Consider the following 12,703-nt stretch of genomic DNA (forward strand, 5'->3'; position numbering starts at 1 on the left):
CGTGACGTCAGTTACCGCAGGTCAGGTGATGTCCTTCTGGGTCATGCGCGCCCAGCCGCCACCGAACGCGGCGCCGACCCAGGCCAGGAAGATCAGGCCCGACAGCCACCACGCCTGCGCGCCACCGGCACCCGCGACGACCCGCAGCCAGTAGACGCCCTCGTCGGGGATGACGCCCGCGTCGGCCAGGAACAGGTCGACCGCGACGGACCCGGTCAGCCCGTTCACCGACCCGTTCGGCAGGAACCCGACCGCGGTCTCCGGCACGCCCGCGATGCGCAGGCCGAGCTGCAGCGCGTTCTCGATCACCAGGAAGTACATGATCAGCAGCACGACCACGCCGGCGGAGTTCGAGATCAGCGCCCCGAGGCCGACGCCGAACATCGTCATGAGGATCGAGGCCAGCACGCAGACCAGCGCGAGCATCGCCCAGCCGCCCGCGTCGGGCATCTGGCCGGACTTGCTGGTGAGCACGATGCCGAGCGCGGTGAACCCGATGATCGCCAGGCCGTAGATCGCGCCCCACAGCGCGTAGACCATCAGCTTGGCCGCCATCGCGTGCACCCGCGACGGCGCCGTGAGGAACGTCGTCGTGATCGTGCGCGAGCCGACCTCGTTCGCCACCGCCAGCGCACCGAAGATCAACGGGAACAGCGTGGCCAGGTTGATCGTCCGGCCGATGCCGAGCACGCCGAACTTCCACTGGTCCGGCGTCACGCCGAGCGCGTCCGAGAGCTGCTCCGCCTCCGACGAGGAGAAGACCTCGACGAACGACTGGCCGAGCAGACCGGACAGCAGCCCGCCGCCCAGCGCGATCAGCACGGTCGGGATGAGCAGCGCCCACCACAGCGTGGTCGTCGTGGTCTTGCGGAGCTCTGCCTGCACGAGGTTGCCCATCAGGCCCAACCACCCTGTTGCTGCTGGTACGGAGCCGGCGCGGGCGCGGCGTACTGGCCGCTGGTGAGCCGGAAGAAGATCTGCTCCAGGTCGGCCTGCTCCTCCTGGATGCCGTACACGGACACGCCCGCGCGCAACGCGGCGTCCGCGACGTGCTTGGAGTCCACTCCGGACACCGCGAGACGGCCGTCCGGCAGCTGTTCGAGGCCGTGGACGCCCTCCGCCTGCAACGCCGTCGCGAGCGCGCCGATGTCCGACGGCTGCACGAAGACGCGGCGCTGTTGCTGCTGGCGCAGGTGGTCCAGCGGGCCGTAGTACATCGTCTGCCCGCGCGAGACGATCACGACCTGGTCCACGGTCTGCTCGACCTCGGCCAGCAGGTGGCTGGAGATCAGCACGGTGCGGCCCATGCGCGCGAACGACTGCAGGAAGTTCCGCAGCCACGCGATGCCCTCGGGGTCGAGGCCGTTCGCCGGTTCGTCGAGGACGAGCACCTGCGGGTCGCCGAGCAGCGCGGTGGCGACGGCCATCCGCTGCTTCATGCCCAGCGAGAACCCGCCGACGTTGCGGTCGGCGGCACCGGAGAGGCCGACCAGTCCGAGGACCTGGTCGGCCTGCGCGTCCGGAACGCCGATCGCCGCCGCGTAGACGCGCAGGTGGTTGCGCGCCGTCCGGTTCGGGTGGAAGCCCTGCGCCTCCAGCACCGCGCCCACCACGCGGGCGGGGTGACCGAGCTGGTGGAACGGCCTCCCGTTGATCGTCGCCGTGCCGCTCGTCGGCTTCACGAGCCCCAGCAGCATTCGCAGGGTCGTCGTCTTGCCGGCGCCGTTCGGGCCGAGGAAGCCCGTCACGCTGCCGGGTGACACGGTGAAGCTCAGGTTCTGCACCGCGGTCACCGGACCGAACTGCTTGGTCAGGTTCTGCACCGCGATGAGGCCGCTGCCGTCATGCATGCGGCCCATCCTGCCTGATGGATCAGTCCGGCAAGGCGTGCTTGGGACGAGTCACGACGGGTGCGCGGTGCACCACCGGGTGTTCGGCGGTCAAGATCGGCAGCTCGGTGGTCATCTCGGCCGGTGTCTCCTCCGGCAGTTCGATAACACCTGATCGAGTGAAGGGGTTGCGCAACGGCCGCCGCCGTTCGCGGTGCGGCAGGCCCTCGCCGATCAGGTGCTGGTGCGCCATGTTCCAGATCTGGCAAGGCCACCGGCGGCGGCGCAGCCAGCCGGGACAGGCCTTGCAGCGGCCGTCCTCGTCGGGCTGGTGGACCGTGAGCAGGAGCCGCCAGCCGTCCGCGAGGCGGTGGATCTCCGCTCGGGCCAACGGGACCAGCGCCTCGGCCTCACCGTGCTCCGCGACCTTGTCCAGCAGTGCCAGGCGTTGCAGCACCGCGTCGCGCAGGGTCTCGTCCATCACATCTTCGCCGTGGCCTGGTCGAGCAGAGAGCCCAACCGGCGGGTCTGGGTGGCGGACATCACAGCGGTCTCGCCCGGTGGCGTGACCAGCAGGACCCGGTCGTTCTCCACCAGAACGGTCATCGACCTGTCACGACCGAACGGGTCGTGGCAGTGGATCCATCCCTGTGGTTCAGCCATGGAATCTCCCTTCGAGGGACACCCGACTCCGTCTTCATCGGCCGAAGCCCCTGCTCGCCGCACCGCGCGATCGGGAATTCACTCGTTTGCTGGACGGGCCGGACACGGGCAGTGGTCCACTCGGGGAAACTTTTGGGTCGCGTTTCGGCGGGGGTGCTGGGCGCGCTCGGCCAAAGCCCGCTATATTTGGTGACGGCGGCCCCGCTCCCAGTGACCCCCAGGCTGGTTGAGCGCGGCCGCCCTTTCTTTTCTCCCCGTCTGTTCCTCTTCTGTTCCGAGCGAAAACCGCTTGCGCCCTGCGGTCTCGTACGCTGTAAGTTCCTCGTACACCGTAAGGGGGAGGAACGATGACTTCGACGACCGAGAAGGCCGTGGTGCACCCGCACCCGCAACGCTGGGCCGTGCTCGGCGTGCTGTGCCTGTCCGTGATGGTCGTGGTGCTGGACAACACCGTGCTCAACGTGGCGATCCCGTCCATCTCCACGGGCTTGGACGCGAGCACCGCCGACATCCAGTGGATGATCAACGCCTACTCGCTCGCACTGGCGGGTCTGCTGCTCACGACGGGCTCGTTGAGCGACAGGTTCGGCCGCAAGCGCGCTCTGCTGGCCGGCCTGGTGCTGTTCGGCACGGGCAGCGCGGTGGCGGCGTACGCGGGGTCGTCCGAGGCGTTGATCGCGGCCCGCGGCTTCATGGGCATCGGCGCCGCCGTGCTGATGCCGGGCACGCTCGCCGTGCTCATGCAGTTGTTCGACGACAAGGAGCGCCCCAAGGCCATCGGCATCTGGGCCGCCGTCACGAGTCTCGGGTTCGCAGCGGGGCCGGTGATCGGCGGCGCGCTGATCAAGCACTTCTGGTGGGGCTCGGTGTTCCTGATCAACGTGCCGGTGGCGCTGCTCGCGATCGCCGCCGTCGCGTTCCTGGTGCCGGAGTCGAAGGACCCGACCGTGCGCAGGCCCGACGTGCTCGGCTCGGTGCTGTCGATCGTCGGCATGGTGTCGATCGTGTACGCGGTGATCGAGGTGCCGGAGCACGGGTTCGGCTCGGCCGAGTTCGGCGTGCCGGTCACGATCGGCCTGGTCGCCATGACCGGGTTCGCCCTGTGGGAACGGCACACCGCCGACCCGATGCTCGACCTCGGGTTCTTCCGGAACCGGCGGTTCACCGGCGCGGTCGCCTCGGGTGTGCTGGCCGCGTTCGGCATGGCCGGCTCGCTCTTCCTGCTGACGCAGCACCTCCAGGGCGTGCTCGGCTACAGCCCGCTGGAGGCCGGCGTGCGCGTGGCGCCGATGGCGATCGCGTTGCTCGTCACCAGCAACACGCTGGGACAGCTCGTCGTCAAGCTCGGTGCGGGCCGCGCGATGCTGCTCGGCATGACGGTCGTCGCGGCCGGTGTGCTGCTGCTGTCGATCGGCGAGACCTACCCGCCGACGCTCGCCGGCCTGGTCCTCATCGGCGTCGGAGTCGGGGTGTCGCAACCGGTCGCGGTGAACGCGCTGATGGGTTCGATCCCGCCGGAACGCGCCGGCATCGCGTCCGGGTTGTCGGGCACGTTGACGGAACTGGGTTCCTCGTTCGGCATCGCGGTGCTCGGCGCACTTCTGTCGGCGCGATTCGTGGCCTCGCTGCCGGACGGCGTTCCCGGCCGGTCGTTGAGCGAGGCGCTGCACAGCGGCGCGGACGTCGCGGTCGTGCGGGAGGCGTTCTCGAACGGCATGAGCGTGAGCCTCGTGATCGGCGCGGTCGCCGTGTTTATGGGAGGTGTTGTGGCCAGCGTGTTGCTGCGGCGTGCCTAGGATCGCGATGTGGAGAGCGTGTGGTTCGGCAAGCCCAGGCCCGGCAGCGGCCAGCCCCTCGGCCTGAGCCGGGAGGCCATCGTCCGCAAGGCGATGGAGATGCTGGACGCCGACGGCCTGGCGAAGCTGTCCATGCGCAAGCTCGCGGCGGCGCTCGGCGCGGCGCCCATGTCGCTGTACTGGCACGTGCCGACGAAGGACGCGCTGATCGAGCTCTGCCTCGACGAGGTCTACGGCGAGTTCCCGCTGCCGGGCCCGGACGACGACTGGGAGACGGCGGTGCGCGGGATGATGCACGCGATGCGTCATCTCGCGCACAAGCACCCGTGGTGGATCCGCGGTCAGGGCGAGTTCAACAGCATCGGCCCCAAGGCCGTGGCGATGAGCGACGCGATGCTCACGACCATGCTGGGGGCCGGCCTGTCGCTGGGCGCGGCGGCGCAGTCGATCTCGACGATCTCCAGCTTCGCCGTGGGGTACTCGATCGCGGAGGTCAACTTCGTCGCCCGCGGTGGGATGGACTCGCCCCCGCCCGACCTGGCGAAGATCGCCGACCTGCACCGGGAGAAGCACCCGAACTACGTGAAGATGCTGGACGTGCAGGAGATCTGGACGCTCGAGGGGCAGTTCGAGTTCGGGCTGGACTGCGTGATCGACGGCATCAAGGCGCGCGTCGCCGCCCTCAGATAGGCGAAACCCCCGCAGCGATTCACGCGTGCGGGGGCTTCCTCATTCAGTTGGCTTTCAGATCACGGACTCGAGCGGCGTGTGCGGCAGGCCGGTCGCCTCGGCCACCGGGCCGTTGGTCAGCTTGCCGGCGTGCGCGTTGAGGCCCAGGGCGAGCGAACGGTCGTCCTTGAGCGCCTTCTCCCAGCCCTTGTCGGCCAGCGCGACCGCGTACGGCAGCGTCACGTTGGTCAGCGCGTAGGTCGAGGTGCGCGGCACGGCGCCCGGCATGTTCGCGACGCAGTAGAACACCGAGTTGTGGACCTCGTAGGTCGGCTCGGCGTGCGTGGTGGCGCGCGAGTCCTCGAAGCAACCGCCCTGGTCGATCGCGATGTCGACGAGCACCGAGCCCGGCTTCATCTCGGCGACCAGCGCGTTCGAGACCAGCTTCGGCGCGGCGGCACCGGGGACGAGCACGGCGCCGATGACCAGGTCGGCCTCGCGGACGGCCTGCTCGATCGCGAACGAGTTCGACGCGAGCGTGCGCAGGCGGCCCTGGAACTGGGCGTCGATCTGGCGCAGGCGGTCGACGTTGGTGTCGAGGATCTGCACGTCCGCGCCCATGCCGACGGCGATCGTGGCGGCGTTGATGCCCGCCACGCCGCCGCCGATCACGACCACGCGGGCCGGGGCGACACCGGGGACGCCACCGGGCAGCACGCCGCGGCCGCCGGAGGGCTTCATCAGGATGAACGCGCCGACCTGCGGGGCGAGCCTGCCCGCGACCTCGGACATCGGGGCGAGCAGCGGCAGCGCGCGGTTCGGCAGCTGCACGGTCTCGTACGCGATGGCCGTCGTGCCGGACGCGAGCAGCGCCTCGGTCAGCGGCTTGTCGGCGGCGAGGTGCAGGTACGTGAAGAGGGTCTGGCCGGCGCGCAGGCGGGGGTACTCCTCCGCGATCGGCTCCTTGACCTTGAGGACCATGTCACCCTCGGCCCAGACGTCGTCGGCCGACGCGAGGATCTTCGCGCCCGCGGCGAGGTACTCCTCGTCGGTGATCGCGGAGCCCAGACCGGCGCCCTGCTCGACGAACACGTCGTGCCCGCGGCTCGTCAGCTCGTGCGCACCGGCAGGGGTGAGAGCGACGCGGTACTCGTGGTTCTTGATCTCGCGGGGAACTGCGATCCGCACGATGACTCCTCCGTTCGGTGGCCGACATCTCACAATGTGGGGCAGTCGGAAGGTCATGTCACTGTGCGGATCGCACTATCCGGGCACCCCGCGATTGTTCACTTGGGACAGAGCGACCTGAGCGTGGTTCGCGTTCCACTCGACGGTCTCGCGTTGACACTCGGCGGGGGCCGCACATAGCGTTCGGCCCGGACAACTGAACACCGGCCGCGGCGCGCGAGCGCCAGAACCCGCGTGGGAGAGACCTCGACGAGCGCAGTCGGGGCGCCGAAGGGGCAAGCTCCCGCACACTCTCAGGCAGCAAGACCACTCGGGGTAGGCAACTCTGCACGGCGGAGGGGGCGCAAGTTTCCTGCATCCGTCACAGCCAGAGGAGTCGCCGTGGAGTTCCCCGACAACCTGCTCTACACCGTCGAGCACGAGTGGGTCGACTGGACGCCGGGTACCCAGGACCCGCTGACCTGCGGAATCACCGAGTACGCCGCCGACGCCCTCGGCGACATCGTGTACGTGCAGCTGCCCGAGGTCGGTGCCAAGGTCGTCACCAACGCCGTCTGCGGCGAGCTCGAGTCCACCAAGTCCGTCAGTGACCTGTTCTCGCCCGTCACCGGCGAGGTCATCGAGGTCAACGACGCCGTCGTCCAGGACCCGGCGATCGTCAACAGCGACCCGTACGGCGAGGGCTGGCTGTTCAAGGTCCGCGTCGACTCGGCGGAGAACCTGCTCACCGCGGCGAAGTACGCCGAGCTCACCAACACTGACTGACCGCCCCACCACCACGAAGGACTGATCAGTGGCGATCAGCGTTTTCGACCTGTTCTCCGTCGGCATCGGACCGTCGAGCTCCCACACCGTCGGCCCGATGCGCGCGGCCGCGATGTTCGTCGACAAGCTCGGCGACCGCCTGTCCACAGTGGACCGCGTGCACGTCCAGCTGTTCGGCTCGCTCGGCGCCACCGGGCACGGCCACGGCAGCCCCAAGGCCGTGTTCCTCGGCCTGGAGGGCAACCTCCCCGAGGAGGTCGACCCGTCCGTCGCGGCGGAACGCGTCGAGGAGATCATCTCCGGCGGCCGGCTGAAGCTCGGCGGCACGCACGAGATCGGCTTCACGCACGACCGCGACCTCGTCATGCACCGCCGCAAGTCACTCCCGTTGCACCCCAACGGGATGAGCTTCGAGGCGTTCAGCGGCGGCAAGCCGGTCGAGCACGCCGTCTACTACTCGATCGGCGGCGGCTTCGTCGTCGACGAGAACGCGAGCGGCACCGACCGGATCAAGCCGGACACCACGCCGTTGCCGCACCCGTTCCTGACCGGCGACCAGCTCCTCGCGCGCTGCCGCGAGACCGGCCTGTCGATCAGCGAGATCATGATGGCCAACGAGCTGTCGTGGCGCACGGAAACCGAGGTGCGGGAAGGACTCCTGCACATCTGGCACGTCATGCAGGAGTGCGTCGAACGCGGCTGCACCGAGCACGGCACCCTGCCCGGCGGCCTGAAGGTCCGCCGCCGCGCCGCCGAGATGCGCAAGCGCTTGGAGAGCGAGCACTTCGTCACCGACCCGCTGCGGGTCATGGACTGGGTCACGCTCTTCGCGCTCGCGGTCAACGAGGAGAACGCGGCGGGCGGCCGCGTCGTCACCGCGCCGACCAACGGCGCGGCCGGCATCGTCCCGGCGGTCCTGCACTACTACACGAAGTTCGTGCCGGGAGCGAACGACGACGGCGTGGTCAGGTTCCTGCTCACGGCGGGCGCGATCGGCGTGCTGTTCAAGGAGAACGCCTCGATCTCCGGCGCCGAGGTCGGCTGCCAGGGCGAGGTCGGCTCGGCCTGCTCGATGGCCGCGGGCGGCCTGGCCGAGGTGCTCGGCGGCACCCCGGAACAGGTCGAGAACGCCGCCGAGATCGCCATGGAGCACAACCTGGGCCTCACGTGCGACCCGATCGGCGGCCTGGTGCAGATCCCGTGCATCGAGCGCAACGCCGTCGCGTCCATCAAGGCCATCACGGCGGTGCGGATGGCGTTGCGGGGCGACGGCTCGCACTTCGTGTCGCTCGACAAGGTCATCAAGACCATGCGCGACACCGGCAAGGACATGTCGGTGAAGTACAAGGAAACCGCTCGCGGCGGACTCGCCGTGAACGTGATCGAGTGCTGACTCAGCGAGCGTCGTAGGCGGCCTGCGCCGCCAGCACCTCGGGCATGCGCGCCTCCAGCAGTTGGATGAGCGCGAGCAGCCTGTCCGCCGTCTCGCGCCCGAGCGGCGTCAGGCTGTAGTCGACACGCGGCGGGTTCGTGTTCTGGGCTTCCCGGTGCACGAGCCCGTCGCGTTCGAGCGCCTGCAACGTCTGGGACAGCATCTTCTCGCTGACCCCGTCGACGCGGCGGCGCAGTTCGTTGAACCTCAGCGGGCCGTCCACGAGCACGCCCAGCGTGAGGCCGCCCCACCTGCCCGTGACGTGCTCCAGCGTGGGACGTGACGGGCACGCCTTCGCGAACACGTTGTAGTCCATGACGGCATCATAGCTGGTCAAAACGCTAACTGATAGTAAGTGTGAGAGCTCTCCACGTCAGGGAGAGCTCTCACACCGTCAGAACGGCCAGTCCGCGTTCCGGCCCGCCTCGAGCAGGGGGATGGCCCGGAACGTCGCGTCGGACAGGCCGCCGAACTCGTGACGACCGGCCGTGCCGGTGGCGTACGCCGCGCGCTGGTACCCGTTCAGGTTGAACCCGTAGACCGGCACGTGCGCCGGCACGACGTCCGAGACGCCCTGCCCGTACGGCCCGGAGATCGTCTGCATGTCCGAGATGATGAACACGCGGTCGTGCCCCCGGTAGGAGCGCTTGAGCGACCCGATGATGTCGGTGCCGTGCCCGACCTCGCCGACCCTCTGCAGGAACCGCTCCACCCCGCGCAGGACCGACGAGCCCTGCTTGACGTCGTGCCGGAACGTGCCGTCCGCGAACCCGACCACGTCGACCTGCTCGCCCTTCGCGCCCAGGGCGACGCCGAAGATCGCCGCGGCCTTCACCGGGCTGACCTTCGAGCGGGCCGAGAAGCCGAGGCCCGTCATCGACCCCGAGGTGTCGACGAGGACCAGCGAGCGGCCCGGCAGTGCGGGCAGGTTCCGCAGCGACAGCTGCAGCGCCTGGTCCAGGGCGTAGCCCCAGCGCAGGGTCGGTGCCGCCTCGTACGCGGAGAGGAAGCGGAACGGGAACTGCCGCGAGCGCGCTACCTGGCCGGGGTCGGCCAGACGTGCCGCGACGGCTGCCGCTGCCTCGTCGGACATGCCGGCCTCGTCGAAGTTCCTGAGGTTTCGGAGGCAGTTGCCGGTGACCAGACCTGCCGCCACGAAGACGTTCGACGGCTCCACCGTCACGCAGTAGGTCGGGCGCTCACCTCCATCCTCGATCGACACGATCCGGTCCAGTGCGACCGCTTCGTCGTAGCCGTGCATTTCACTGTGCGCGGGCGCCACGTGCGCCAGCAGTTCCGCGAGTCGTGCGAGCTTTGCGGCCTTGTACCCGATGCGCAGGTCCAGTAGTTCCGCGAGCCGAACCAGAGCGGTGGCGCGGTTCACCTCGACGATGTGGATCGGGTGCCGGCCCTGGATGTGTCCGGTGCCCACACGTACCGAGCGCTCGCGGACGATGTTGGTGACACCGAGCCGCAGCAACGCGTCCGAGACCTGCTCCGCCAGTCGGCGGGACACCGTCCCGTACTCGACCGCGCCGTGGACCGTGCCCTTCGCGTTGACGCGCTCACGCACGCAGCCGTCCGTGTCGATCAGCCCGGAGAGCGCACCGATCCAGAACTCGCGGCTGAACGGCCGGGTGGGCAGTGCCTTGACCTCGCACCGCTTGCCCCACACGTCGTAGGCGCGCAGGACCTCCGTCAGCGGGTTGCGCTTCCACTGCTTGAACGGGAACCGCAGTCGAACGATCTTCCCGTTCGCGGTCTCGGTGACGCCGCAACCGTGCTTCGCCGCGTATTCACGTAGGAAAGCGACCGCGCCGTCGTCAGGATCTCCGTGGAACTCGGGGGTCAGCGCCGTCATGCCGCCGTCGCCGAGCATCGCGCCGACGAAGTACCCGTCCCACGCATCGCCCTCGTCACCGAAGTAGCCGGCCGTGAGCGGCGCAGGGATGCGGTCACCTGGTCGGAGTTCGGCGGACGTCGTCCACTCCCACGCCTGGCGCCCGGCACGTCGCTGTCGAATCCACCGGTGGTCCGTCGTGGCATCGACCACGCGGCCGGACGCGAACCGGATGGACAGGACAGGCCGGATGCCGGTGTCGAGCCAGGCCGACGGAACGGTCGGGACGAGGGTGCCCACCGAGTGGTCGCGCGGCCCCTGGTTCGCGCCGTACTTGACCGGGCGGGTGTCCCACGCCTTGTCGTACGAGAGAACCGGCAGCCGACGGGCGACGACCTCCTCGATCGGCGCGGTGGTGCCGTCGGCGAGCCAGACCGGGGTGCCCTCGGCGAGGCAGGCCATGTACCCCATGGACGGCGCGAGCGCCTCCCACACCTCACGCGTGAGCGGCCCCTGCAGCCACCCGGCCACCGACTCCCACGTCATCCCCGCCGACCGCAGCACCTCGACCGCGTCCGGACGCGAGAAGAGCGCACGCCGCTGCTCCACCGGCCACGCCATGAGCTCCCGGCGCGCCGCGAGAACGCGCAGGTCGGCGGGCACGGGGGTGTCCGAGGACCGGCGCACGTCCAGGACGTGCTGGAACAGCGCGCCCTGCCACGGTGCGACGGGCGAGGGGTGCGCGAGGTTCAGCACGTCGGCCATGCGGAAGCCGCGGGCGTCGCTGTCCCACTTGGCGACGGCGCGCTCGTTGTAGAGGCGGCGGACGGCGTCGGCGATGCCGCGCTTGATCGGCTTCGGGACGCTGCGGCCGTACCTGCTGGTCCAGTACGCGAGGAGCTCGCCCGGCTCGTCCGCCCGCTGCAGCACCGAGTCCACGACGGCGCGGTTGGTGACGCCGGCGCTCGACTCGAAGAGCAGGCGCGCGTGGACGAACTCGGCCGCGCCCACGAGCGACGCGGTGCGCATGTTCGCCTCGCCCCGCAGCCACGCGAGCAGGCGCGCGGTCCACTCGGGATCGGACAGCGCCGCGGTGTGGACGAGCTGCGCGAAGCGGCTGTCGCGCTGGTCGGCGGACTCGTAGAAGGTGGCCTCGCCGCCCATGTTCGCCACGGCGAGCAGGAACAGCTCGGACCTGGTGTCGCGCGCGTAGCCGTCGCCGCCCTCGTGGGTGACGTCGGTCGGAACGGGCGCCGTGGCGACCGGGCTGGTGCCCGCCGGACGTGCGCGGAAGATGTTGAACTTCGCCATCGGCTCTTTCCCCCTCGAAGAAAACAAAAGGGGAGCCCACAGACCCCACACGTGTCCGAGATCAAGGTCGCGGAAGGTACGTTGCTGCTCTGCCAGATTGAGCTACAGCCGGTTGCCCGCCTGGCGGGATTCGAACCCGCAACCCGCCCATTAACAGTGGAAGTAACCCTCTGCTTCGCACCGGACACGTGTGGAGTTGTGCGCTCCCGAGATCAAGCCGCCAACGGCACAGTTGCGTTTTGAAGACGAAGTATCCGTTGGCTTCGCACCGGGTGCGATTTCTATGCAACCACACCGCGCCAGTGAATTAATTCCGGCGGAATGTGGAGTTGTGGACGCCCGAGATCAAATCGCGGAAGGTGACGTGCTCACCGGGGTGAGCGAGACCGGCCGAGACCGGCCTCAGGAGTTGAACCTGAGTAATCACCGAAGTAACCCTCCGCTGCGCACCGGGCGCCCATTAATACAACCACGGCGCGCAACGGGTTTTTCTACGGCGCCGTCTTCACGAGCCGGCGAAGGAGGTAGAAGAGGCCGACGGTGAGCAGGAATCCGACCGCGCTGATCATCACGATCTGTTCCACGGTGTCCGCCTTGGACCCCGCGAACACGTAGGCGGCGCAAATCGGCAGGGTGCCGATGAGCGTGAACGACATGAAGGTCCGGAAAGACACGCGGGAGACGCCGGCGGACACGGACACGGTCTCCGCCATCATCGGGATGCCGCGTGCCACGCCGAAGAACCACGGCCCGAACTGGCGGCCCCAGCGCCGCATCTCGGTCAGCTCCTCGATGGTCACCACCCGGCGCACCAGCCACGGCCCCGCGAACCGCCCCAGGGCGTACCCTGCGGCAGAGGAACCCAGGGATCCGATGACCGCGAGTGCCAGCCCGAGGGGCAGGCCGAGTGCCGTTCCCGCCAGCACGATGAGCGGAGTGGACGGCACGGGCAGCAGCACGTCCACGACGAGCAGGGCGAAGATCGCCACCGCCGCCCACGCCGGGTCGATGCCGCGCACCCACGTCACGACACCGTCGAAGTCGATGAGGTCGAGTGCCTCGAACACGATCCAGCTCAGCAGCACGAAGCCGAGCACGACGGCCGGTATCCACTTCCACCGGACGCCCGTCTCATAACTCATCGGGTGATGGTCGCCCACGTCGATCCGCCGGACAATCCGCCAGTGGCGCAGGTTCCGCGAAGGGACAC

At 69.3% G+C, this 12,703-nt stretch carries 12 protein-coding genes and 1 riboswitch; of the genes, 4 read left to right on the forward strand and 8 right to left on the reverse strand.

Features of this window, described 5'->3' with window-relative positions; translation table 11 throughout:
• Positions 1 to 21: 21 nt before the first annotated feature.
• Genes ABZX02_RS02710 through ABZX02_RS02725 form a run of 4 tightly spaced genes read right to left on the reverse strand, consistent with a single transcriptional unit; the run spans position 22 to position 2,492 of the window.
• On the reverse strand, positions 22 to 897 hold the full coding sequence (locus ABZX02_RS02710) for a hypothetical protein (protein WP_355294372.1): 876 nt from the start codon (positions 895 to 897) through the stop codon (positions 22 to 24).
• Entirely contained in the window at positions 897 to 1,850 is a 954-nt protein-coding gene (locus ABZX02_RS02715) for an ABC transporter ATP-binding protein (RefSeq protein WP_355294373.1), read from the reverse strand. Before ABZX02_RS02715 ends, ABZX02_RS02710 begins: the two co-directional genes overlap by 1 nt.
• Before the next feature lie 22 nt (positions 1,851 to 1,872).
• Positions 1,873 to 2,310: a hypothetical protein gene (locus ABZX02_RS02720; RefSeq protein WP_355294374.1), complete on the reverse strand. Its 438-nt coding sequence runs from the start codon at positions 2,308 to 2,310 to the stop codon at positions 1,873 to 1,875.
• On the reverse strand, positions 2,310 to 2,492 hold the full coding sequence (locus tag ABZX02_RS02725; RefSeq protein WP_045312139.1) for a hypothetical protein: 183 nt from the start codon (positions 2,490 to 2,492) through the stop codon (positions 2,310 to 2,312). The genes ABZX02_RS02720 and ABZX02_RS02725 overlap by 1 nt, the downstream gene beginning before the upstream one ends.
• Positions 2,493 to 2,839: 347 nt before the next feature.
• Between ABZX02_RS02725 and ABZX02_RS02730 the strand changes: the two genes are divergently transcribed.
• Both ABZX02_RS02730 and ABZX02_RS02735 read left to right on the forward strand, forming a co-directional pair.
• Complete coding sequence (locus ABZX02_RS02730) at positions 2,840 to 4,288, forward strand: MFS transporter (RefSeq protein ID WP_355294375.1); 1,449 nt, start codon at positions 2,840 to 2,842, stop codon at positions 4,286 to 4,288.
• A 9-nt stretch (positions 4,289 to 4,297) separates the two neighbouring features.
• Positions 4,298 to 4,978, forward strand: coding sequence for a TetR/AcrR family transcriptional regulator (locus tag ABZX02_RS02735; RefSeq protein WP_355294376.1), 681 nt, complete (start codon positions 4,298 to 4,300; stop codon positions 4,976 to 4,978).
• Between the two features lie 54 nt (positions 4,979 to 5,032).
• Here the strand turns inward: ABZX02_RS02735 and ald are convergent, their stop codons facing one another.
• Positions 5,033 to 6,145, reverse strand: a complete 1,113-nt coding sequence (gene ald, locus ABZX02_RS02740) for an alanine dehydrogenase (protein ID WP_355294377.1) — start codon at positions 6,143 to 6,145, stop codon at positions 5,033 to 5,035.
• 225 nt (positions 6,146 to 6,370) lie between these two features.
• A riboswitch (glycine riboswitch) is annotated at positions 6,371 to 6,464 on the forward strand.
• Positions 6,465 to 6,526: 62 nt separating this feature from the next.
• On the opposite strand from ald, the gene gcvH reads away from it, so the two are divergent.
• Positions 6,527 to 6,910, forward strand: a complete 384-nt coding sequence (gene gcvH, locus ABZX02_RS02745) for a glycine cleavage system protein GcvH (RefSeq protein ID WP_355294378.1) — start codon at positions 6,527 to 6,529, stop codon at positions 6,908 to 6,910.
• Between the two features lie 28 nt (positions 6,911 to 6,938).
• Entirely contained in the window at positions 6,939 to 8,303 is a 1,365-nt protein-coding gene (locus tag ABZX02_RS02750; protein ID WP_355294379.1) for an L-serine ammonia-lyase, read from the forward strand.
• A 1-nt stretch (position 8,304) separates the two neighbouring features.
• On the opposite strand, the gene ABZX02_RS02755 is transcribed toward ABZX02_RS02750, so the two are convergent.
• From ABZX02_RS02755 to ABZX02_RS02765, 3 genes are all read right to left on the reverse strand, one after another.
• Positions 8,305 to 8,658, reverse strand: a complete 354-nt coding sequence (locus ABZX02_RS02755) for a helix-turn-helix domain-containing protein (protein ID WP_355294380.1) — start codon at positions 8,656 to 8,658, stop codon at positions 8,305 to 8,307.
• Positions 8,659 to 8,736: 78 nt separating this feature from the next.
• Positions 8,737 to 11,493 carry an LAGLIDADG family homing endonuclease gene (locus ABZX02_RS02760; RefSeq protein WP_355294381.1) on the reverse strand — a complete coding sequence of 919 codons (2,757 nt, stop codon included), beginning with the start codon at positions 11,491 to 11,493 and terminating at the stop codon, positions 8,737 to 8,739.
• Positions 11,494 to 11,984: 491 nt separating this feature from the next.
• Positions 11,985 to 12,635: a VTT domain-containing protein gene (locus ABZX02_RS02765; RefSeq protein ID WP_355294382.1), complete on the reverse strand. Its 651-nt coding sequence runs from the start codon at positions 12,633 to 12,635 to the stop codon at positions 11,985 to 11,987.
• Positions 12,636 to 12,703 lie beyond the last annotated feature (68 nt).

Origin of the sequence: Lentzea sp. NPDC003310 (assembly GCF_040610935.1) — a bacterium.
GTDB lineage: Bacteria > Actinomycetota > Actinomycetes > Mycobacteriales > Pseudonocardiaceae > Lentzea.

Bases quoted from the DNA above. Each gene is read 5' to 3' on its own strand.
- ABZX02_RS02710 (WP_355294372.1), bottom strand. From the start codon at position 897: ATGGGCAACCTCGTGCAGGCAGAGCTCCGCAAGACCACGACGACCACG.
- ABZX02_RS02755 (WP_355294380.1), bottom strand. From the start codon at position 8,658: ATGGACTACAACGTGTTCGCGAAGGCGTGCCCGTCACGTCCCACGCTG.
- ABZX02_RS02760 (WP_355294381.1), bottom strand. From the start codon at position 11,493: ATGGCGAAGTTCAACATCTTCCGCGCACGTCCGGCGGGCACCAGCCCG.
- ABZX02_RS02730 (WP_355294375.1), top strand. From the start codon at position 2,840: ATGACTTCGACGACCGAGAAGGCCGTGGTGCACCCGCACCCGCAACGC.
- ABZX02_RS02715 (WP_355294373.1), bottom strand. From the start codon at position 1,850: ATGCATGACGGCAGCGGCCTCATCGCGGTGCAGAACCTGACCAAGCAG.
- ABZX02_RS02720 (WP_355294374.1), bottom strand. From the start codon at position 2,310: ATGGACGAGACCCTGCGCGACGCGGTGCTGCAACGCCTGGCACTGCTG.
- ABZX02_RS02725 (WP_045312139.1), bottom strand. From the start codon at position 2,492: ATGGCTGAACCACAGGGATGGATCCACTGCCACGACCCGTTCGGTCGT.
- ABZX02_RS02765 (WP_355294382.1), bottom strand. From the start codon at position 12,635: ATGAGTTATGAGACGGGCGTCCGGTGGAAGTGGATACCGGCCGTCGTG.